Raw genomic sequence first — 20,567 nt, 5'->3', positions numbered from 1 at the left:
AGCCACCTGGCCAGCATCCGCCTCATCTCGTCGACTCAACGTCAATACCCGCGATCGATTGGGCGCGGGCCGGTCGGCCCAGAAGGAATCCCTGAGCGTTCGTGCATCCGCAAGCTCGCACAAACTCGAATTGCTCCTTCGTTTCAACACCCTCCGCAGTGGTCGGCATACCGATTTCGCGCGTCAATGCCACTATGCCCCGAACTACCGCTGCACACTTCTTTGTATGCAAAGCTTCCTTCACGAACGACCCATCGATCTTGAGCCGGTCAAAAGAGAAACGGATGAGTGTCGACATTGTCGAAAACCCGGTGCCAAAATCGTCGAGTACCAGCCCGATTCCCATGTGCCGAAGCGCTGCAAGATTATGACGGGTGGTGACATCGTCAGCGAGGAAAACACTCTCGGTTACCTCGATGTTCAATCGATGTGCAGGAAAATTGGTTGCGCGAAGAATTGCAAACACGGTTTGTGCGAACGAATCCTCGCGCAATTGCACGGACGACACATTCACGGATACGGTTGCTGCGTCCCGCCACCTTAACGCGTCGACGCATGACTGCCGCAATACCCACTCGCCAAGCGCCACGATAAGACCTGTACGCTCAGCAATAGGAATGAAAGCAGCGGGCGACAACTCGCCACGGACCGGATGCCTCCAGCGGAGAAGCGCCTCGCGGCCAGAGACCGTGCCATCCTTGATCGCGACGATTGGTTGGTACTCCACTCGCAAGCCTGAGAACGATTGCAGCGCTCCCTCAAGGTCGCTTCGCAGCAAACTCAGACTTTCGTCGAAAGCGTGCTCGCATGGGTCAAAAACAGCGAATGCTCTTTTACCGCCGCGTTTCACCGCATACAGCGCACGGTCGGCACAGATCAGAAGGTCAGGGCCTGTACTTGCGTGCTCGGGGTACAACGATATCCCGACGCTGGCGCCAATATGCACAGTGGCTTCAGGCGATACGAAAGGCCGGGACAGTCGATGGACGATTCTCTCTGCCATTGAGCTGGCGATGTTTTTCGAGAAAACCCCGTCACAGATAACGACAAACTCATCGCCCGCCAAACGCCCAACCAGTTCCTCGTCCGCGAACATCTCACGAAGGCGGCCCGCCGCTTCCTGCAGTATACGGTCCCCTGCGGCATGACCGAGGCTATCGTTAATGGCTTTGAAGCCATCGAGGTCAATCAGAAGCAACGCAAAGGCTTGAGGGGGAGGGGATGAATTCGCTTCGGTTCGATCGAGCAGCAACTGATTAATGCGCGCGCGATTGGGCATCCCTGTAAGGCTGTCGTGATGAGCAAGATATTGGCTGTGCTCGCGTGCTTTAAGTAAACTGATCGTTTCGCGATTGCTGCGCAGTGCAACCGAAACGAAGCCCGCGGCGCAAAAGGGCGCTTGAAAGAGTAAAACCAGTTTGCCCGAGCCGGGCGACAATGCGGCTCCCAACCCTAAGAAGCCGAGAATGAACGAAATCTGGATCATCGCGAGGCGGGGCGTGCCGGCATTGCGTCCCGCCAGGCCACCGATGACGCCGACCGCACACACGTTGCCGAGCAGGAAGAGAGTCGGATCGCCACTGATATTGCACAGAAAGGCACCCACGCCGAACAGCGTGCTCCAGAGGATGCTCGCGAGAAGGAAAGACGACGTGAGGGTCGGCTGACCAGATGCCCGGCGCCGGCGACACAAGTAGATCAATATCAGGCGGACTGCCAACAACGCTACGACGGCACCGGCCCAACACGCATACAAGCTCGTCGGATGTCGGTAGTAGGCGGTCGCTACGACACTGACTTCGCAGATCGCCGCGAAAACGATTTCTCGCGTGCGCGTAAATAGATTGGCCAGCAGTACCTGTCGGTTGTCCAAGCTCAGATCTGGCGAAGAGGTGATCACCCACCTGAAGAACGCTGACCCTGGTTCGCTAAAAGACATATCAAAGGCACCTCCCGCTTTTGTCTGAACAAATGGCATTATGCCCAACTTTGGGGCGGTTTTCGGTTTTTTTTGCGAAACGACGCTATCGATCACAATAATACGGTCCTCGGACCACCCCAGGGCGACGGCCCGTTGGCGCAGCGCGTATTGGCGCTTGGTGCTCTCGGTGTTCTCGAACACCTGGCGCAATGTGGATTGCCGGTAATTCCGAGATCGGAATTACCGGCATAATTCCGTGTAAAAAGTTATGGCCGAGCATTTATGAATGATGTAATTGAAGTTCTTATTTGCAAGGTACTGTCGCAGCATGCGGCGGCACAATGCTCGGCATTATTCTGGCCCGTTACAATCCATTGAGGAAGGCCAGCAGTTGATCATCAGGTCGGTAAATTCCCGCTTACCGTCATGGGGTGTGGCTTTCTCCAGCATTTTCTTCTTTAATTCGAGGTCCGCATCTAAATAAATTTGTGTGGTTTCGGGGGACTCGTGACCAAGCCACAGGGCAATCATGGTGCCGTCGAAACCCGCTCGCAGCATTTCCATCGCCGAGGTGTGTCGAAGCTGGTGGAAAGTCACGCGCTTTTTTCGCAGGGAGGGACAGGTCTTGCGGGCCGTCTCAATATGTTTCGTCAGAATGTAACTCACGCCATCGGCGCTTAGACGACCACCACGCGCATTGGGAAACACGATGTCGCTGTCTGCTTTGGCAGTCTCCTGCAGCCAGTTCTTGACGATCGCACGGGTCTGCTCGGTGAGGGGTATGCAACGGGACTTTCGACCTTTACCCGCTACCCGAACATGGGCGCCCGTGCCCAAGGTCACGTCCTGTCGCTTGAGTCCTGTCATTTCAGACAAGCGCATGCCGGTTTGCACCGACGTCAGGAGCAGCGCGTGATCCCGACGACCACTCCACGTCCTCGTATCGGGCGCGGCCAGTAACGCATCGACCTCTGGTCGTGTCAGAAATCCGACCTGAGTGCGGGTATAGCATTTGGCGGGAATAGCGAGTGCCCGTTGAATCTGCTCGGATCGAGAAGGTACTTCAAAGGCCGCATAGTGAAAGAAGGAGCGGATGGCGGCGAGGCGAACATTGCGGCTGCGCGCGCTGATACCACGTTGCTTTTCCAAGTCGTCGAGAAACGCGCAGATAAGTGGTGCATCGATATCTTCGAACAACAAACTGGCCGGCTGCTTGTGTCGTCTCTTTTGTATGAATTTCAGTAGCAACCGGAACGTGTCACGATAAGATTCGATCGTGTGTGAACTGACTTGCTTTTGCTGCATGAGTCGCTGGGTGAAGAAGGCCTGCAGAAGGGTGGAAAAGCGGGCGGTCGATTTCACGATGGGTTCTCCCAGTGATGTTCGAGCAGTTTTGCCGCCAGCCCCATCAGCTCCGGACACAAGCTGAGGTACCAGTAGGTATCGCTCGGATGAACGTGCCCCAGATAAGCGGATAAAAGCGGTAAGCGGCGCTCAACATCTTCGCCATTGCGGTACCATTGCACTAGGGTCTCTGTGGCAAATCGGTGGCGAAAATCATGTAAACGCGGACCGTGGGTAGCGGTGGGGCTGCGCAAACCGATTTGGCGCGACAACGCATGGAACGTTCTGTACACGTCCGCGCGATGCAATGGATTAAGCGTGCTTGACACAAACAGGTGGAGCGCGGAGCGTCCAGCAAGAAAACGCTCACGACGTTTTACGTAATCAGCAAGCACTTGCCGGGTTGACTCATGCAGTGGCACCATCCGCATTTTTCCGAATTTCCCCCGAACCGTCACAATGCCTTCCTCCAGGTCAACATCTTCCCGTGTCAAATCGAGCGCTTCACCGAGGCGTAATCCCGACACACTCAGCAGACCGAAGAAACAATAGTATGTCCACGGACGCAGGCCCACTCCACCGGAGAGAGTCAATGCGGCTTGAAGTAAAGCCTCAATTTCTTTGCTGCTGTAAAGGTAGGGCTTCGCTCGGCGCGGGCGGTACGGCATCAAGGCGCACGGCGGAATCTCCGTGTGTGGATCGAAGGCACTGTAGTACTGGGCAAATCCACGGACATAACCTAATCGTGCTGCCCAAGTTGCCAGCTGAGCGTGCTTTGGTTGCTGTGCCCACTGGAGCACGCGGCGTAGGGTGATGTGAACAGCCCGCCGCCTTTCCATAAACGTGACACCCATTAGCCGGCCGGAGTCAAGGTACAAATCTATCCATCCCCGGATGACCATGACGATGGCGTTTTCATCGTCATGGTCATCCGGCGAAATTCCTTTCGTCATCCAGTCACGGCCACCTGCAATGTCGGTATCGCATCCGTTTTCTCGAGCTGGTTGCGAACCGGATCGCACCAGACACCCATCGGGTTCAAGCATGCCGTGATGGAACTCACGTCTGCCCTGGCGGCTGTTGCCGCCCCAGAGAAACTACAAGGGCTTCCCCGTTGAGCGCAAGCTCAATCGCGGTTCGCGTTAATACATGCTGCAATGCCACGTCGGCGCGCGTGAGAAGGTGAAGGACTGCTGTACTACAACCGGTCATGTTGGGCCGCTGGCCCGGACCCTGATGAAAGACGCGCGCAAGGACCTCATTCGTTGGGCGGGATAGGAATCCCCGTTTCTCTGACAGGTATGCCTTGTGCGGGGTCCAACCCGCTTCACATCACCGCTGGCAGTGCAAAGTGATCGTCTATCCGCTCATGATGACTTTCGTTGGTCGTCGGTGTTTGGTGAGGCGCGACGACTTCACGCTGCGGCCGGTTCGTGCTTGAAATCGTCGCCGTAATTTAGCATTGCCCAAGCCATTCTCGCATTCTTGGCCGCGATCGCGACTGCCGCACGCCAGTAGCCGCGGCGTTCCACTAGGCTGCGTACCCAGCGGCTGAACCGGTCCTGCTTCTCGCCGAGACTGGCGATCACGGCGCGCGCCCCGAGCACCAGCAGGCTGCGCAGGTAGGCGTCGCCTGCCTTCGTGATGCTGCCCAGCCGCGCCTTGCCGCCGCTGCTGTGCTGGCCGGGCGTCAGGCCAAGCCATGCAGCCACCTGGCGACCGTTCCTGAAATCATGTCGGGCACCGATGCTCGCAAGCAATGCACTTGCGGTGGTCGGACCGATGCCGCGCAGTAGCATGAGTCGCTTGCTGCGTTCGTCCTCACGCGCGATCTCCCTGATCGCTCGGTCGTATTCGGCCAGCCGGTCCTCGATGCTACCGGCGTGCTCGAGCAGATCGCTGATGCATCGGCTGGTCCAGCCGGGCAAGGCATCCAGATGGGCCGGGATCTCTCTTCGCAAGCGTTCCGGACTTTGCGGCAACACTACGCCGAATTCGGAGAGCAGGCCACGTATCCGGTTGTACATCGCGGTCCGTTCCTCGATAAAACCCTGCCGCGTCCGATGCAGGCACAGCGTGGCCTGCTGGTGCTCGTCCTTCAGCGGCACGAAACGCATGCTCGGACGAGTCACCGCTTCGCAGATGGCTGCTGCATCGGCTGCGTCGTTCTTGCCACGCTTGCCTGACATCCGGTACGGCGCCACCAGTTTCGGCGCCATCAGCTTCACCGTGTGGCCGTACTGCTGGAACATCCGCGCCCAGTGGTGCGCACCCGAGCAAGCTTCCATGCCGATGAGACAGGGCGGCAACTGGGCGATCAGCGCGACCAGTTGATCGCGTGAGACACGCGGTTTGATCAATACCGCCTTGCCGGCTTCATCCACTCCGTGAACCGCGAAGACGTTCTTGGCAAGATCGATTCCGACAGTGACAATAGGCATGGACTTCCCCTCTTGTGGGTGTTGATGAACGTTCGAAACTTCATCATGGCACGTTGATGCCGATTGCGGCTTCCGCCGCAGCCTCGGGACGGGGAAGTCCCTTTCATTCGTTGGTGCCAGACAAGGTCCAAAGGGTTTCGCAAAACCGTGGCTGTTGCCTGCGCAACGCCAGTCAAGGATGGTTCATCGCCTGGGCGACCCGGTCATCTGCAAACAGCGGGTGGTGCAAAGGGAGGACCCAATCAAAGCCATGGATTGTCACCAGTCACGTTACCGGGCTCGTTCCCCTTGCACCACCTTCTAGCCAAAGCAGCGGGTTATCTCAAATGGCTTGTGCTCCCGAAGCATGTGGTAGCAGGCACGCGCCAGTTTGTGCGCCAGTGCCTTGATTGCCACAATCCCGTTTCGCGCGCGTTTCTTGCGTTGGTGCCAGACAAGGTCCAAAGGGTTTCGCAAAACCGTGGCTGTTGCCTGCGCAACGCCAGTCAAGGATGGTTCATCGCCTGGGCGACCCGGTCATCTGCAAACAGCGGGTGGTGCAAAGGGAGGACCCAATCAAAGCCATGGATTGTCACCAGTCACGTTACCGGGCTCGTTCCCCTTGCACCACCTTCTAGCCAAAGCAGCGGGTTATCTCAAATGGCTTGTGCTCCCGAAGCATGTGGTAGCAGGCACGCGCCAGTTTGTGCGCCAGTGCCTTGATTGCCACAATCCCGTTTCGCGCGCGTTTCTTGCGCTCGTAAAAGCGTCTGGCTTCCGGGCACGAGCGGATCGCGAAATTGGCCGCCTCGACAAACGCCCACGCCAGATACTTGTTGCCGTTCTTCGTGTTGCCTTCGCCTTTCTTCCTGCTGTTGCTTTCACGCCGGCTGTCCACGCAGCGGCAGTACGAACTGAAATTGCCCACCTTGGTGAAACGGGAGATGGTTCCGGTTTCCAGCATGATCGTGGTTGCGAGAACCGGACCAATGCCCGGCACCGTGTTCAGCAACGCGTAATCCGGGCGCAGTTTCACCCGCTCCATGAGTCGCTTCTCGACGATCCCGATTTCCTCCTGCAAGGTTTGCATGACCGCGAGATTGGCTTGCATCGCGAGCGTCACGTCAGGTGCAAAACCGAATCCGTTCACCTGCATCTCATCCAGGCGCTTAACCCGCTCACCTTGCATCTGCCCACCGGTATGGCGTGAGAACAGGTTCTCGATCGCGAGGATCTGCGCCGTACGGCACTGCACCAGTTGGATCCGCTTGCGTGCGAGGTCCCGCACTGGACGTTCTTCTGCAGGATAAATGTAGCCTTCAGGCAATAGTCCCAGACGCAGCAGTTGTGCGAGATGGGCGGCATCGGTGAAGTCACCACTGTATTTCAGTCCCTCGTACTGCCTGATTGCCGCGGGGTTGGCCAGATGCACCCGGTAGCCATCGTTCATCAGCTGATCCACAAGCCAGTACCAGTTATACGTTGCTTCGATGACCACTCCGACCAGGTCTTCGCGGTGCGGCGCCAGGGCCGCCCGGATCTGCACCGGATCGTTCGGCAACCGTCGCTGGTAGACAACCCGGTCAGCGTCATCGCTGACAACGACCACACTGTTGTTCGAGTGCAGGTCGATTCCACTAAACTTGTTCATGCCGGCCTCCTGTGCGTCACGTCGGTGTTCGCACCCTGACTCTACGCCGGCCGTTCGATTCGAACGGAGGGAGGTCGGCTATATGATTATCAAAGTCCTGCAAAGCGTTGCCGGCAAGAAGCAGCTTGAATCCCAGGCCGCGGCGCAACGCTAAGTAGCTCTGAACCGCTTCGCGCAATGTGTTCATTGCATACCTCCCGGCCAGGGCAAGCCCAGCGTGCGTAAGGCAGCAAGGTCGATCTTCGCATAGATCGCCGTTGTTTCTGGATGACGATGGCGCAACAGCTCGCCAACCTCTGCCAGGGAAGCACCCTGGCGCAATAGATCGCAGGCCAGTCGATGTCGAAACTGATGCGCACCCTTGCGAGGCGTATCAATCCCCGCTCGTTCCAGCGCGCGAACAACGATAGATCCGATGGCTTCCTGCCCCTTGAACTCCCCCACCGGCGCCACGCTACGCAGAAATACAGCGCGGCTGGTACTGTGTGGTCGCCCCTTCTGCAGGTAGTCGGCGATCGCCTCACCCACATCGGTCGGTAGCGGCATGGGGCATCCTCTTGCGCCTTTACCGTGCACATAGAGACTTCCACTATCCCAATCGATGTCATCCAGTTTGAGCGCGACGATTTCGCCCGCGCGCAAACCCAGTCGCGCCAGCAGCAATAAAACTGCATAATCACGGGAGCCCACGGCGCTTTGACGGTTGCAAGATGCGAGCGCTGCTTGCGCATGCTCCACCGCGATCGCACGAGGGACTGTTGACATCGACCAGTTGGCAACAGTAGGTACAGCGGCAGAGAGATCACACTTGACGGCGCCGCAGTAAAGCAAATAGCGGAGGAAAGATCGCAGCGCAGTGACCATCATTTTTGCCCGCGCCAGATGCAGCAACTTTACCTGCTCCTGCACAAATGCGATGACATTAGCGGCGCGAAGCGAAGTGAGTTGCATCTTTTTACGGTCAGGGAAACAGGCCGTCAAAAAGACTCGGGCAAAACGCGCATAGATATCGACCGTCTCGGCCGAAAGTACACGTTCCTGCTGCAAGTACACTGTGTACTCGTCCAATACTTTCCGATAGGGTGTCACCTTGATGGCAACGGTCGGCAACTCTGCGATGGCACCCTGTTGGCGCAGAAAATCCAGCATCCGCTTTAATACGTAGGTGTCGCTTGATCTGGGACGTCGATGACGAGCCCGATAACGAAGATAGCGCGGTATATGCTCGTCCGTAATCGCTGGTAAAGCAGCGTGTGTTTGCTTGAGCCAACGGCTAAAATCAGCAACCAATCGGGTTTGCACGTGGCTCGACTCAGGAGTAAATCCTTGGTCGTCGAGTGTTTTAGTAAAGGAACTGATGTAGGGCGCGAGCGGCCCCTCTAGCACACACTTCAACGACCACGACCGACTATAAGACGGCTCCATGATGATCTCCACCTTTCAATCAAGATTGCCTTAAGAGGAGTCAGGATAATGCCGACTTCGCTGGGACGAAATCGCTACGAGTGCGATAAAAATCAAACTACTCGGTCATATTTTTTTGCGCGGAATTATGCCGGATATACAGATAGGCGTTGCGCTTCAGATGACTCGCCTGGACCTTCTGGTGAGGATCGCTCTTCATGCTGTTGCCTCCTGGCGCCCATATAGAAGCATTGAAGCCAGAATCATCGTCGCCTCCTGATGCAGCTTGAAAGGGACGATCTCTGCCTCACCCGGCGGCGGTTGCCGCCGTATAACCGTGGTCGCGCACTGCCCCCATGCCTGCATCCACGCTCTCATGCCGCTGCGCATTAACAGCACGAGGCCCTGGCCGCGAGGAATCTCGCACGGCACCCCAAGTGTCTGTTGTCTCAGATCTTCATAACGCGACATCAGTCCGTCATTGCACAGCGCTCGGTCCGGCAATGACACAGACGGTATCGTCACGGTTTTTTTGGGGGGGTGCGGCGGAAAACTTGGACTACCTGGAGGTAGTTCATGTACTCGTACGACGACCGCATGCGAGCGGTTCGGCTCTATTTGAAGTTGGGAAAACGCATTGGCGCGACCATCCGCCAGCTGGGATATCCGACGAAGAATTCTCTGAAGTCGTGGCATCTTGAATACGAACGATGTCATGACTTACGCATCGGCTATGTTCGTTCCAAGCCGGTATATTCGGCCGAACAGAAGAAGGTGGCCGTCGATCATTACTTAGACCATGACCGTTGTGTTGCTGCAACCTTGAGGGCCTTGGGTTATCCGAGTCGCGGGACGCTGGCCGCCTGGATCGAAGAGCTGCATCCCGAGATCGGAAAGCGCATTGTCGTCAGAGCAACTGGCAGCGTTCCGAAATCTGCGGAGATCAAGCAGGCGGCAGTCATTGAACTGTGCACCAGAGAGGAAAGCGCGCGCCTGGTTGCCCAGAAAGCAGGCGTGAGCAGGCCGACGCTTTACAATTGGAAGAACCAGTTACTCGGTCGTGAAGCCCCAGCATCCATGAAACGCCAGAAGAAGCCAGCACCGGACCATGAGCGTGCGAAACTGGAGCAGCAGGTCCATTCGCTTCGACGCGACATCCCGCAACTGCAGCTTGAGCACGACATCTTGAAGAAGGCGAACGAACTGATAAAAAATGGGATGGGCGTCACCCCGCAGCTCCTGAGCAACCGGGAGAAAACGATGCTGGTTGATGCCCTGAAACAGACATACGCGTTACCAGAGCTGTTAGCGGTATTGGCGTTAGCTCGCAGTTCCTACTTCTATCACCGTGCGCGTCTGCTCGTGGCTGACAAGTATGCTCGCGCGCGTCGCGTCATCGCAGACACCTTCGAGCTCAATCACCGTTGTTATGGCTATCGCCGGATGCGCGCGGCTCTGGGCAGGCAGCAGGTGTTTATTTCGGAGAAGGTGGTGCGACGCTTAATGAGGCAGGAAGGGCTGGCGGCGGCCACGACCAGACGACGTCGCTACCGCTCCTACGGCGGAGAAATAGGCCCCGCGCCGGAGAACCTCATAAATCGAGACTTCCGTACAGCAGCCCCGAATGAAAAATGGCTCACCGACCTTACCGAATTCCAGATCCCAGCCGGCAAGGTGTATCTGTCTCCGCTGATCGACTGCTTCGATGGTCTTGTCGTGAGCTGGACAATCGGCACACGGCCAGATGCCGAACTTGTGAATACCATGCTCGATGCGGGTATCGAGACGATAGCCAGCGGCGATACACGGCCTGTGGTCCATTCCGATCGCGGTGCGCACTATCGCTGGCCAGGATGGCTGTCAAGGATGCGCGATGCCAGGCTAGTTCGCTCGATGTCACGCAAAGGATGCTCGCCCGATAACGCGGCCTGCGAAGGTTTCTTCGGTCGGCTCAAAACAGAGTGGTTCCATCCTCGGGACTGGCGAGCTACGACTGTGGAGCAATTCATTGCGACGCTTGACTCTTATATCCGCTGGTATAACGCAAAGCGGATCAAAATCTCGCTCGGCTCTCTCAGCCCGCTCGAATACCGGGAGAGTCTAGGAATGGCAGCATAAAACCCAGTCCAAGTTTTCCGCCGCACCCCCTCGGCCTACGCTTGTACAACTCGCACCGACTATCCGTAGTAGTTGGCATTCTCTAGCCACGCCGCTTAAAGCGCGTCGATCTCAGAAGGCTCGCATGCGCATCGTCTATCTGAGCCAAGCCGCGCTCGATCAAACGCGGCTGGAGATAACTGAAGCTTAACAGGCTGCTGAAGTACACCCGAGTGAAAACGGCCTTACTCCAACTACGCGACTGCCGACGCAGGTTTTTCGCATTGTGCAAGTTGAATGCGAATTCAACGTTCTTTTACGCGTTTTGAGGCCAATTCCTGGCCTCATTTCCGCGTTTACGTCACGATGGACGGACTTGTGCCAGAGATCGCAGGCGCACGAGGTTGTAGGCGGCCATGTTCAACACGAACATCTGATCCACCTTCTTCAACCCGCGCACCATCGCCTGGCGCATGCGCCCCACGGTCTTCGCCCATCCGAAGACTTGCTCGATCAGCTTGCGCTTTTGCTGAGAAATGGCGTAGCCCAGACTCGAGGCAATCATGTCGGACACCGCCGAGCGCCGCCCGAGGTATTTTGCGCTACGTGCGGTGTGACCTTCATCTCGTCGCAGGCCTCGATGAATTCCTGTGCGTCGTAACCCTTGTCCGCACCCAGCGTGATCTCTACGCCCGCATCCTTTACCGCTTGCCGCGCGTCGTTGATCATGATCTTGGCCGCTTCACGCTCGGCATGCCCGTCAGCGTGTGTCACGCGCGCGTTGACCACCAGGCCGTGCCGGTTATCGGTCAGCGTATGGCCCATGTACCGCAATTCGCTGGCCGTCTTGCCTTTGCGCTAGAGCCGCGCATCGGGATCGGTCCTGGACTGATGCGTCTCGTTGCTGCGCTTGCTGCCTTTGAAGTCGTCCGCGCTGCCGCCGTCGTTGTCCTGATCGTCACCGTCCTTGCGAACGAAGCTCTTGTGCCCCGCCCATGCCTGGATCAGCGTGCCGTCGACGCTGAAGTGTTCGCCCGAGAGCAGATCCTTCTTCCCAGCGATGCTCACCACTTCGTTGAAGAATTCAATGACCGCATCGTGCTTGATCATCGCTCGCGATTCTTCGTGAAGACCGTGGGTACCCACACCTCGTCATCCATTGCCAGGCCGATGAACCAGCGAAAAAGCAGGTTATATTGAACCTGCTCCATCAGTTGCCGCTCCGACCGGATGCTGTAGAGAACCTGGATCACCATGGCTCGCAGCAGCTTCTCCGGCGCGATGCTCGGCCGCCCGCCCTTTATGTCCGCTTCGTACATCCCGGCGAACAGTCGATCCATCTTCGCCAGCGCTTCGTTCGCCATCACGCGGATCGACCGCAACGGATCCGACTTCGGGACGAAGTCGTCCAGCTTTCGCAGGGAAAACAGACTCTCGGTGAACGTGTCGGCGCCGCGCATGATCTCCAGTGGGCAAGTGAGGGGTCTTATATCAACGCATCAGGGGCCTTTCGCGATGACGTAAGGCGCCGGTACTTCAACAACCTGCTAAGCGTACACGGGCTGCACCGCGCGGTCCATGGTGCTTTCCTTCGACGAGTTTCACATTGTGCCTCCGGCGCACCTCGCCGACCAATTCGGCGGATTCGATGCCTTCGGCAAGCGAGACCCAGAACGAAAATCCACCACTCGGAATCTCGTAATCCGGTTTGCAGAATCGGCAGGCCTGTAACAGCCTATGCATTGCGTCACGCTTACTCCGGTAGTGCGTCCTTAGGTGTTCGACGTGAGCGTCCAAAGACGGCGACTGCAATAAGGCGAGCGCCATATTGCTGACAATGGGACTCACACCTCCATCGCATTTCAGGTGGGCCAGGCGGTCGACAATTTCCGGCTCGGCCAGCACGCAGCCTACGCGAAGCCCGGGGCCGGAGATTTTGGAGAAGCTATGCACATTGATGATGTTGCCACCCGCCTGCAGAACCTCGGGTGACGCGCCATCATAGGGCAACTCGCTATAAACCAGGTCCTGCACTAGCCGCACGCCGTTGCGTGACAGTAGAGCCTCCACTTCGACCATATGCCGGTGTGCAAAGTATCGTCCAGTCGGATTGGAACGCCGGAGTGGTGTGGTACAACTTGGCTCGCCCCTTTGCGTGCAGCAATGCTTGTTCGAGCAGATCGAGGTCGACACCCGAGGAATCCGCACCTACTTGAACCACCGTCGCGCCCGCAATAGAGAAAATGCGCAACGCGCCGAGATAGGACGGGTCTTCGGTCAGCACGACGTCTCCTGGGTCGATAAAAGCATCGGCGAGCAGTTGCAGGGCTTGTGAAGCGCCGTCGTCAGAATGACATTGCCACGCGCCATCCGGTACCTTTGGCCAAGCTGTCCGCGCAGTTCGGGAAGGCCATAGGCGTCGGTGTTCTGCGTTAGGTCGGAGGGGCTGACGCCCGTCTCGACGGTAAGCGGGTGCGGCCATTGCAGGCGGGCGAACGTCAAAGGATCGGGAAGCCCATAGGCGAAGTTGACTGTGTCCTTGCCTGAGGTGTAGTCGAATACCCCATAACTGAGCGAAGTGCGACTGCGCATCGACATGACTGGCTCCATCGTTGGTTACGCGGCATCGACGGCGCGCTGGAAGCGCGATTGATATTGGCGGATGAACGAGTCGGCAATCGGCATTCCGAACGGCGGAAATTCGGCCGTTGCTCTGGGAGGCGTAGCCGATAGCGTGGCGTTTGCGCCGAGTGCCGGTGTCCAATTCTCGCCAAAGAACACGTTTCCATAGCGTTCGGCCAGCACTGGCATCACGGGATGGAGCATGCTCAGAAAGACGGATACGTGCACCGGCCGCCACGTTTCCGGGCTCGTGCCGAAGCCCGTCGCGACGAAGTATTCGTCAATCAGATCGAGGGCGTTCCAGAAGCGTACCTGGTCCATCGCGGTGATATAACGTTGGACTATGTCGTCGTGGGCCGGCGTAAGACCGCTTCCATCGACATTCGCCGAGTGCAGTGAATCGCGGCGGAGGGCGCTTTCCCACGCAAGGATGTGCGAAGCCGACCGGATCAGTTCGCCGATCTGGAAATCGTTATTGTTGGTGCCGAACGGCTTGGCAATCCGAGCGAGCGCATAGCGCAATACACTCGGGTCGACCTGCCGGGATACTTCATCTGCCCAGAGTGCATGGTCGCGGCTGGTCGAGAATTTCTCGCCCTCCAATTTGTAAAAGTCCTGGATCGAATGATTTGCCGGAAGCGGATAGCCGCGCGCAAGCAGACTGCCAGTCACGCCGATGGTGTAGTAGAAGCGGTTATCTTGGCCCATGAAAAACAGGAGGCGTGTATCGGGGTCGCGCATCACGGTGTCGTAGTTGACCCCGTCGCGCGCGCACTGCAGGCGGATCCCCGTCTCGAAACACCAAAGCCCTTCGAACCACGTCATCAACGTTTGTCCCGCAATCTTCGCGGGCGCTTCAAGTGTCACACCCCGGTCGAAAATGCGCGACATAGGCAGCGGCCGCAATTCGTTACGCAACCATGCACGCGCTTTACGCTGGATCGTTCGATCCCATTCACTCCCCTTGATCGCATCGTCAAGCATGGCTGCCATGCGACGGATGTCGAAAACCGCCTGTTCGATGGGGCGAAGCGATAGCGGTTTGCCGCACGACGTGTGGACTGGCGCTCGCAACTTCGAGTGCTGTTGCGCCAAACCGCAGTTTTCGCACAAGTTGCTGTCGGTGGACGCATCGCACGCGGGGCAGCGGCCGACGGCAAGCGAATCGGCCACGAACTGGTCACAGTTTTCGCAGTAGAGTTGATGGCCATCACGCACATCAATGTAGCCTGCAGCTTCCAGTTCGCGAAAGATCTTCAGACTGTTCTGCTTGTGCGTAGCGTCGGTTGTTCTGACGAAGACATCGGGCTCGATGTGCATTGCCCGCAAGCAATCCATTATCTCGTCAATATGCAACTGCGCGACTTCGTCAATCGGACGACTGAGCTTGCGCGCCTTCACTACCGTATAGGTGCCATGCTCGTCCGCACCTGTGACGTGGTAGGCGCGGTGACCTCTCATGCGTTGAAAGCGAACGAAAAGATCGGTGAGCAGATAGACCCCGCCAATATGGCCGAGATGCAGCTTGCCGTTCGGGCAGGGCGGTGCGGGGCAAACGAAAAAAGTGCGTGTGGTCACGTTAGTCCCACCATATCGATAGAAATTTCAGGCTCGCTGCCGGATCGGCATTGCGAATCGCGTGCTCCTGGTTCGGCTCGATATAGAGCAGCGTTGAATCTGCGACTGGCTGCGCCTGACCATTCACCTCGAATACTCCCTTGCCTGAAATCAGTACCCACAGTTCATGCTCGGAATGGGAGTGCAGATTGACAGCGCCCGCCGGCACGACCTCAACAATCGACGTGCCAAACGCTTTTGTCAGGCCAGCGGGCAGATGTTCGAGCAGCCGGCAAACAAGAACGCCGTATTCCGGCCGCATCATGGATGGGTCAATCTGCTTTGTGTACACGCACATCCTCCGGTGAATTACATTAGGTGCGATAGAAAATGCCATTTGGTGGCTTCAGATCGTGGATATCCGATTCCTTTCCTTCGGGTGGGTTGTAGGCACGCTTCAGTTTGTTGTATTCCGTACGCGTGGGGCCGCCAGTTGAGGCGCGCTGGAACACCAGATAGAGCACGCGGCGCGGACGGTTACTTTTGTTGGGCTGCGAATAGTGCGGCGCGTAGTCGTCGAAGACGAAGATGTCGCCGGCCTTCCAGGGCATGGGTTCCCACTTGAACGTCTCGGCCACCTCCGGATGAATCACGCCGCCGGCGTCCATCGGAAACACACCTTTCTGATGGTTGCCCGGACTGAAGAACAGGCCGCCGTTGTCCGGACCGGAATCGTCGATGCCGATGGCGAGCACGGCATGCACCATGCGTTCAGGAATGTTGTGCGGGATGTGATAGATGTCCTGATGCGGACGATAGCCGCCGCTGTCCGGGTACTTGAAGATGAGCAGTTCTTTGAGCATGCGGGTATCTTCATCGAGAAGCGATTCGACAGCCGTCTGGATACGCTTGTCGGCCAGCAACAGGTCGCGCAGCTCGTCGTTGAAGTCCAAAAAGTTCTCTATCTTTGAAACGATCCTGCGGTCATCCTCGGTCTTCTCGAACCACATCATCCATTTGTTTTCGCTGATTTCCCAGCGCGAGACATCGTTGACCAGAGCAGAAATCTTTTCGCGGGTGACCGGATCGAAAAAGCCCTCCACTTTTAGATATCCATCTTCGTGCCACTTGGATTTTTGCGTTTCATTCAGCATACGAACCACCTCGTTAAAGAACGGAGTTTTCAAGGAGAAGTCAGGCGGCGAAATGCACCTTCATGCGCATGACGCCGAGTAGCACCACATTGGCGAGTACGGCGCCTAGCATTGCATCGGCGCCGAAAACGTGAATCAGGGCGCCACATAGGAAAGGGCATCCGAACAGACCGATGAGATAGGCAAGCGTAAAGATTTGCGAAGTCACGGGCACCGAAACGCCGTGGTCTCCGGCGAGGTTCACGGTCATGCCGTTCAGGGTCGAGTAGGTCAGTCCGTAGCCCGTGGCGAACAGCGCGGTAGCGACGATATAAAGCGTAGTGCTGCCGTGGTTCAACAGGAACAGTACGAGCGAGGCGCCGGTCAGCAAAAACAATACGAGCGCCAGTCGGTCGGGCTTGATACGTCCCATGGTTCTCGCGAGCGACAAGCGCAGTGCCACGCTGGTTGTCGTGAACGTCAGGAAGAACAGGTCTGGCCTGAGGTTACGCGAGACGGCATAGGGTGTCTGGTAAGTCGCCAGCCCGGCGAAGACACAGGCTGCCAGTGCGATCATTGCGATCGGCACTGCTGTTCGTGCCGTGAGCAGGGCCAACGTGTCAGTCGCGGTAATGGCCACGCGCGTCATCGGCAAACAGGACCCATCCCTCATCGCCTCGCTGGCGATCTTGACGCAGACTGCCGCCACCGCGCATGCCGCGGCGAACAGAAGGTAGGCCGGCACGATCGAGCCGGTATGTTGGGCGATCAGGCGGCTCAAAGGCGCCGCCATGCCTAATCCGGCCATTTGCGTGCCGGAGACGAAGGTCAGGTACTGGATACGTGCGTTGGGGCACAGATGATGGATGATTTGCAGCGGCGCGAGTATGAAGAACACGGACCACCCAGCGCCCAACAGCAAACCGCCTGCATAGACGGCACGAATGTTTATTGGCGCAGCGGCTAAGCAAAGCATGCTGCCTGCCATGACGAGCGAGGCCAGGGCGATGGTCGGCATGACAACGATACGCTGGGCTATGCGCCCAGCTACGCAGCAGCAGATCATGGTCGAGACCATGCCGCTCGAAATCACGGCGCCGGCGACATCGCTCTTCATGCCTAGGGATTGCAGGTACTCGGGCAGGAGAAAACTCGTCCCGTACGAAGCGGCGATCACCAGTGACGCGATCAGAAACGGAATGAACGCCCGTAATTGCAGGGATGCCGGCAAGTGCTCGGGGTGCGAGATCGCACGCTTGCCAGTCGATAGATAAATGGAGGAGTCAGTCATCCGCTTACGCCACTGCCGGCCGGCGCGAGGGCCTGAGGCGCGTCACACAGTATTGATCCTGCTTCAGTCTCCTGATCCTCAAGGCTGTCGAGCAGTTGCCGGTCCGGAACATCCGGATAGAAGGCAAGACCCAGCAGACTGTTGATGATGCGACTGTTCCTGTACGCGACCAGCGAAAGATTGACGCTTTGCAGGCCATGCTGCACGCGGCTTTGGTTTTGCAGATACACGGGACCGGGCATTGGCGCATCGAAGCGCACGGCGTAATCGAGATCGAGCGTTGGCAGACCGTCTTCAAGGCTTGCGCCGTCGAGCAGCTTCTGAACGAATGGTAAATGGCGCGGCTGAAAACCGGTTGCCAGGATGATTCTGTCCGCGCTTATGCCGTTGCGCTGCGACGTGACGCGCGAGGTCAACCCGATGTGCCAGCGACCGCTGCGGCGGGTGATCTCGTCCATTGTCACCGAAGACAACAGACGAAAGCAGTCGGCTAGCGTGCCATGGACGCTGCGTTCGTACAACGCTTCATAGAGCCGGTTGCACAGGCTGGCGGAGATGCCGTCGCTGGTGAGCTTTTCGCTTTCGACAATGGCCCTGCGCTGCTGGATCGGCAGCGTGTGAAAGCGTTGGCTATAACTGGGCACGTATGCTTCATTGACAAATGCGTTGTCGTCCATCGCAAACAGATTGGCGCGCGACGTCGCCCAAGTGATCTTGTCGGGACCTGACTCGGTCAGCATGTGCTCGACGACTTCCGCGCCGCTCTGCCCGCCGCCCACCACCAGCACATGTTCGTCTTCGCTGAACGGTTTCCGGTTAAGGTAGTCGTCTACGTGATAGACCGTCTCGCCAACCACCTGTCGCGCACATGCCGGCACCTTGGGTTCGACGCCGACCCCGACCACTACCGCGCGCGCATGATATGTGCGCGCGGTAGTGGTCACGCAATAGCCCTTATTGCAAGGCCTGATATCGATCACCTCTTCGCCGAATCGAAGCGTGTCCAGGCATTGCGCGACCCATTGGTAATAGTGGGTGAACTCACGTCGCGACGTGCTGTTTCCACCTTTATTCACGAAGCTGTACAGACGTCGATGTACAGCGAGATAGTTGAGAAAGGAATATGGGCTTGTGGGATTCACCAAGGTCACACAATCCTTGAGCGGCGACACCTGGAGTTGACTTTGGGGCAGCATGAGCCCCGGATGCCAGGAGAATTCTATGCGCTTCTCAAAGAAGAGCGCTCGCAAACCGGTGGGCTGAATGAGCGCTGCGAGGCTTAAATTGAAGGGTCCGATACCAATACCGATGACGTCTAGCATGTCCATAGGAGGGTTGTTCCGTCGTTAGAGGGGAATTGGCCAGCCGATATGATGCAGCGCAATTCCCGTGGACCAAGATTGAGGCGGTCGTACCGGCGTACTGCGTAGCCGATGCCTGCTGCAGGAAAACGAAAACCGTAGATGACGATCGCTTTTCTTCCCAATGGGATTCTGACCAGCACTATGCTGGGTTTGACATTACCTCGGGCCGCGTGAGTGAATCATACGGGGAATTGAGAAGCTGAACACTTTGAACATACGCAAACCTTGCGGTTCGTCAATTGTCTAGGCGGCATTGTCGCATTCAGACGCCGGATCACCTGCAGTCCAAAGAGAGTTGTCACATTGCTCAGTGGTTCAGATAGCATCCGGGACTCAGAACATCGAATCGGTCTATCGTGGCCATCGCCTTCCGGCGACCGTCATCAATCGCGTCGTGCGATGGTACTGCCGGTTTCAGTTGCACTGAACCGCCCCGGGGCGGTTCATCTTCTGCTGGACGATTGGGGAATAGCTCCGCTCAACGCAATAGTCCGAAACGATTTGCTCGAGATAATTGATGACCGTGCTGCCGGCAAGGACACGATCGTGGCCAGCCAGCTACCGATCGAACACTGGGATGGTTGGATCGACGACGAGACCATCGCCGACGCAATTGACCGCCTCATGCAGCGTCATCACCGCATCAAACTGACGGGCGAATCTCTGAGAAAGCATCGCCGAAGCCCAGCGTGCTGGAACCAGAACTCGACCAAAACTAGAGAGGAAATCTACAATCGACATCGCGCAACGCCCGACCTCGCCGAATCGGTCACGTTCCCGAAATCGGCGGTCACGTTCGCCGAAATGCGCAACTGCTCGGTTACGCGTGGAAATCGCGCTCGCGCAGCCGTGGAATCCCTGCTCGGTTTGCCGTGGAATCAGTGTTCGGTTTCGCGTGGAATACGCACCCACGGCGTGGCGAGGGGATTCGCGAAAGGATGTCTTCGGTGATATGCATGGCACGACAACCGGCAAGCCAGCATTGGCCATCGGCACTGCAACCTCTGCAATCCTTCGCACGTTTTCGGCCCGATCGGCTTCGGAGAAGCATAAAATCCGCGTTGAGGACGGCTCGCAAATCGTCTCCGTCCAATACACAGACGCGCTAACCATACTGCCAGCACAGCTGTTGCATCGTGTGGGAAACAGTCGACTTCCCTGCACGGGATATATCCGTTAGCCAGAATACGACGGGAGGTGGGCCGCCATTGCCGCAGTTGAATCCGCATCGCGCGAACGATAGTCGAGACTGCATCACGATGGACGAACAGTCGACTACGAATACACACCCCGCGCTGTCGGTCAGTTTGCGAATCGGAGACTGCTGCAATGAAGTTGCGAGTGCAGCGAGTGTGGATCTTTCCACGGACTGAAGCCAAGCTTCAGGAGATCTTCCGCAGAGGCTCCGGTCGTTCGCCTCACGGCCGATACTGCGGCACAATTGCTGCCCCAGCGTTGACGGATGACCATCGCACGAGCTTCGTGCATAAGTTGCTGTAATTCGAAATAACGATATTCGGGCGCGACGAAACAGGTTCCCGCTTTCACCAGCGTCGAACCGAGCGGACAGAGCGAACTCGTGGCGACGATTCTGTCAGCCGTCGTCACGATGAACAAAAGGCCAGTCTTCACACCATTTAAATAATTTTGATCCAAATTATCCGAAAAATTTTCCCGCTCATGCGGAGGAATAGAGCCGGCGAAGGTCTCGATCATCGAATGGTGCTCACTCCTTGCAATGATCAGGGAAGCATGCATTTTTC

Annotated in this window: 16 protein-coding genes and 3 pseudogenes; 2 read left to right on the top strand and 17 right to left on the bottom strand. The window is 57.4% G+C overall.

What is annotated here, in order from left to right; translation table 11 throughout:
• Positions 1-22 precede the first annotated feature (22 nt).
• The 6 genes from B0G80_RS07240 to B0G80_RS07205 all read right to left on the bottom strand — a co-directional run bounded on the left by B0G80_RS07240 (position 23) and on the right by B0G80_RS07205 (position 8,761).
• Entirely contained in the window at positions 23-1,939 is a 1,917-nt protein-coding gene (locus tag B0G80_RS07240; RefSeq protein WP_116119558.1) for a bifunctional diguanylate cyclase/phosphodiesterase, read from the bottom strand.
• A 333-nt stretch (positions 1,940-2,272) separates the two neighbouring features.
• Positions 2,273-3,283, bottom strand: coding sequence for a site-specific integrase (locus B0G80_RS07235; RefSeq protein WP_309568744.1), 1,011 nt, complete (start codon positions 3,281-3,283; stop codon positions 2,273-2,275).
• The gene (locus B0G80_RS07230) at positions 3,280-4,311 is read right to left on the bottom strand and encodes a tyrosine-type recombinase/integrase (protein ID WP_220377449.1); all 1,032 of its coding nucleotides are present in this window, start codon (positions 4,309-4,311) and stop codon (positions 3,280-3,282) included. The genes B0G80_RS07235 and B0G80_RS07230 overlap by 4 nt, the downstream gene beginning before the upstream one ends.
• A 369-nt stretch (positions 4,312-4,680) precedes the next feature.
• Positions 4,681-5,706, bottom strand: coding sequence for an IS110 family transposase (locus B0G80_RS07225; RefSeq protein ID WP_116117525.1), 1,026 nt, complete (start codon positions 5,704-5,706; stop codon positions 4,681-4,683).
• 613 nt (positions 5,707-6,319) lie between these two features.
• A complete protein-coding gene (locus tag B0G80_RS07215; RefSeq protein WP_116117524.1) occupies positions 6,320-7,336 on the bottom strand; it encodes an IS110 family transposase in 1,017 nt (338 codons plus the stop codon).
• Positions 7,337-7,519: 183 nt separating this feature from the next.
• Entirely contained in the window at positions 7,520-8,761 is a 1,242-nt protein-coding gene (locus B0G80_RS07205; protein ID WP_116117523.1) for a site-specific integrase, read from the bottom strand.
• 555 nt (positions 8,762-9,316) lie between these two features.
• Between B0G80_RS07205 and B0G80_RS07195 the strand changes: the two genes are divergently transcribed.
• Positions 9,317-10,858, top strand: a complete 1,542-nt coding sequence (locus tag B0G80_RS07195; protein WP_116117521.1) for an IS3 family transposase — start codon at positions 9,317-9,319, stop codon at positions 10,856-10,858.
• Between the two features lie 340 nt (positions 10,859-11,198).
• On the opposite strand, the pseudogene B0G80_RS07190 reads toward B0G80_RS07195, so the two are convergent.
• From B0G80_RS07190 to B0G80_RS07155, 9 genes and pseudogenes are all read right to left on the bottom strand, one after another.
• Positions 11,199-12,297, bottom strand: a pseudogene (locus tag B0G80_RS07190) (IS5 family transposase).
• A gap of 76 nt (positions 12,298-12,373) precedes the next feature.
• On the bottom strand, positions 12,374-13,030 hold the full coding sequence (locus tag B0G80_RS07185) for an aminotransferase class I/II-fold pyridoxal phosphate-dependent enzyme (protein ID WP_258878856.1): 657 nt from the start codon (positions 13,028-13,030) through the stop codon (positions 12,374-12,376).
• Positions 13,017-13,121: pseudogene (locus tag B0G80_RS48005) on the bottom strand (hypothetical protein); the annotation flags it as partial. The gene B0G80_RS07185 and the pseudogene B0G80_RS48005, both read right to left, overlap by 14 nt.
• On the bottom strand, positions 13,115-13,435 hold the full coding sequence (locus B0G80_RS46745) for a hypothetical protein (RefSeq protein WP_258878855.1): 321 nt from the start codon (positions 13,433-13,435) through the stop codon (positions 13,115-13,117). The gene B0G80_RS46745 and the pseudogene B0G80_RS48005, both read right to left, overlap by 7 nt.
• An 18-nt stretch (positions 13,436-13,453) precedes the next feature.
• Positions 13,454-15,037: a class I tRNA ligase family protein gene (locus tag B0G80_RS07175; protein ID WP_116117518.1), complete on the bottom strand. Its 1,584-nt coding sequence runs from the start codon at positions 15,035-15,037 to the stop codon at positions 13,454-13,456.
• Position 15,038: 1 nt separating this feature from the next.
• A complete protein-coding gene (locus B0G80_RS07170; protein ID WP_258878854.1) occupies positions 15,039-15,341 on the bottom strand; it encodes a cupin domain-containing protein in 303 nt (100 codons plus the stop codon).
• A 49-nt stretch (positions 15,342-15,390) separates the two neighbouring features.
• Positions 15,391-16,170, bottom strand: coding sequence for a phytanoyl-CoA dioxygenase family protein (locus B0G80_RS07165; protein WP_116117516.1), 780 nt, complete (start codon positions 16,168-16,170; stop codon positions 15,391-15,393).
• A gap of 40 nt (positions 16,171-16,210) precedes the next feature.
• Entirely contained in the window at positions 16,211-17,440 is a 1,230-nt protein-coding gene (locus B0G80_RS07160) for an MFS transporter (protein WP_116117515.1), read from the bottom strand.
• Positions 17,437-18,762: a lysine N(6)-hydroxylase/L-ornithine N(5)-oxygenase family protein gene (locus B0G80_RS07155; RefSeq protein WP_258878952.1), complete on the bottom strand. Its 1,326-nt coding sequence runs from the start codon at positions 18,760-18,762 to the stop codon at positions 17,437-17,439. The genes B0G80_RS07160 and B0G80_RS07155 overlap by 4 nt, the downstream gene beginning before the upstream one ends.
• Before the next feature lie 441 nt (positions 18,763-19,203).
• Between B0G80_RS07155 and B0G80_RS46740 the strand changes: the two genes are divergently transcribed.
• Positions 19,204-19,755 (top strand): ATP-binding protein, encoded by a 552-nt coding sequence (locus tag B0G80_RS46740; protein WP_258878853.1) that lies wholly within the window; start codon positions 19,204-19,206, stop codon positions 19,753-19,755.
• A 15-nt stretch (positions 19,756-19,770) separates the two neighbouring features.
• On the opposite strand, the pseudogene B0G80_RS46735 reads toward B0G80_RS46740, so the two are convergent.
• Together B0G80_RS46735 and B0G80_RS07140 are read right to left on the bottom strand one after the other, a co-directional pair.
• Positions 19,771-19,917, bottom strand: a pseudogene (locus tag B0G80_RS46735) (adenylyl-sulfate kinase); the annotation flags it as partial.
• Between the two features lie 189 nt (positions 19,918-20,106).
• Positions 20,107-20,562 (bottom strand): hypothetical protein, encoded by a 456-nt coding sequence (locus B0G80_RS07140; protein WP_147309839.1) that lies wholly within the window; start codon positions 20,560-20,562, stop codon positions 20,107-20,109.
• Between the last annotated feature and the right edge of the window lie 5 nt (positions 20,563-20,567).

Origin of the sequence: Paraburkholderia sp. BL6669N2 (assembly GCF_003387275.1) — a bacterium.
In the GTDB taxonomy this organism is placed as follows: domain Bacteria; phylum Pseudomonadota; class Gammaproteobacteria; order Burkholderiales; family Burkholderiaceae; genus Paraburkholderia.
This window is presented reverse-complemented; position numbering and strand designations above follow the sequence as displayed.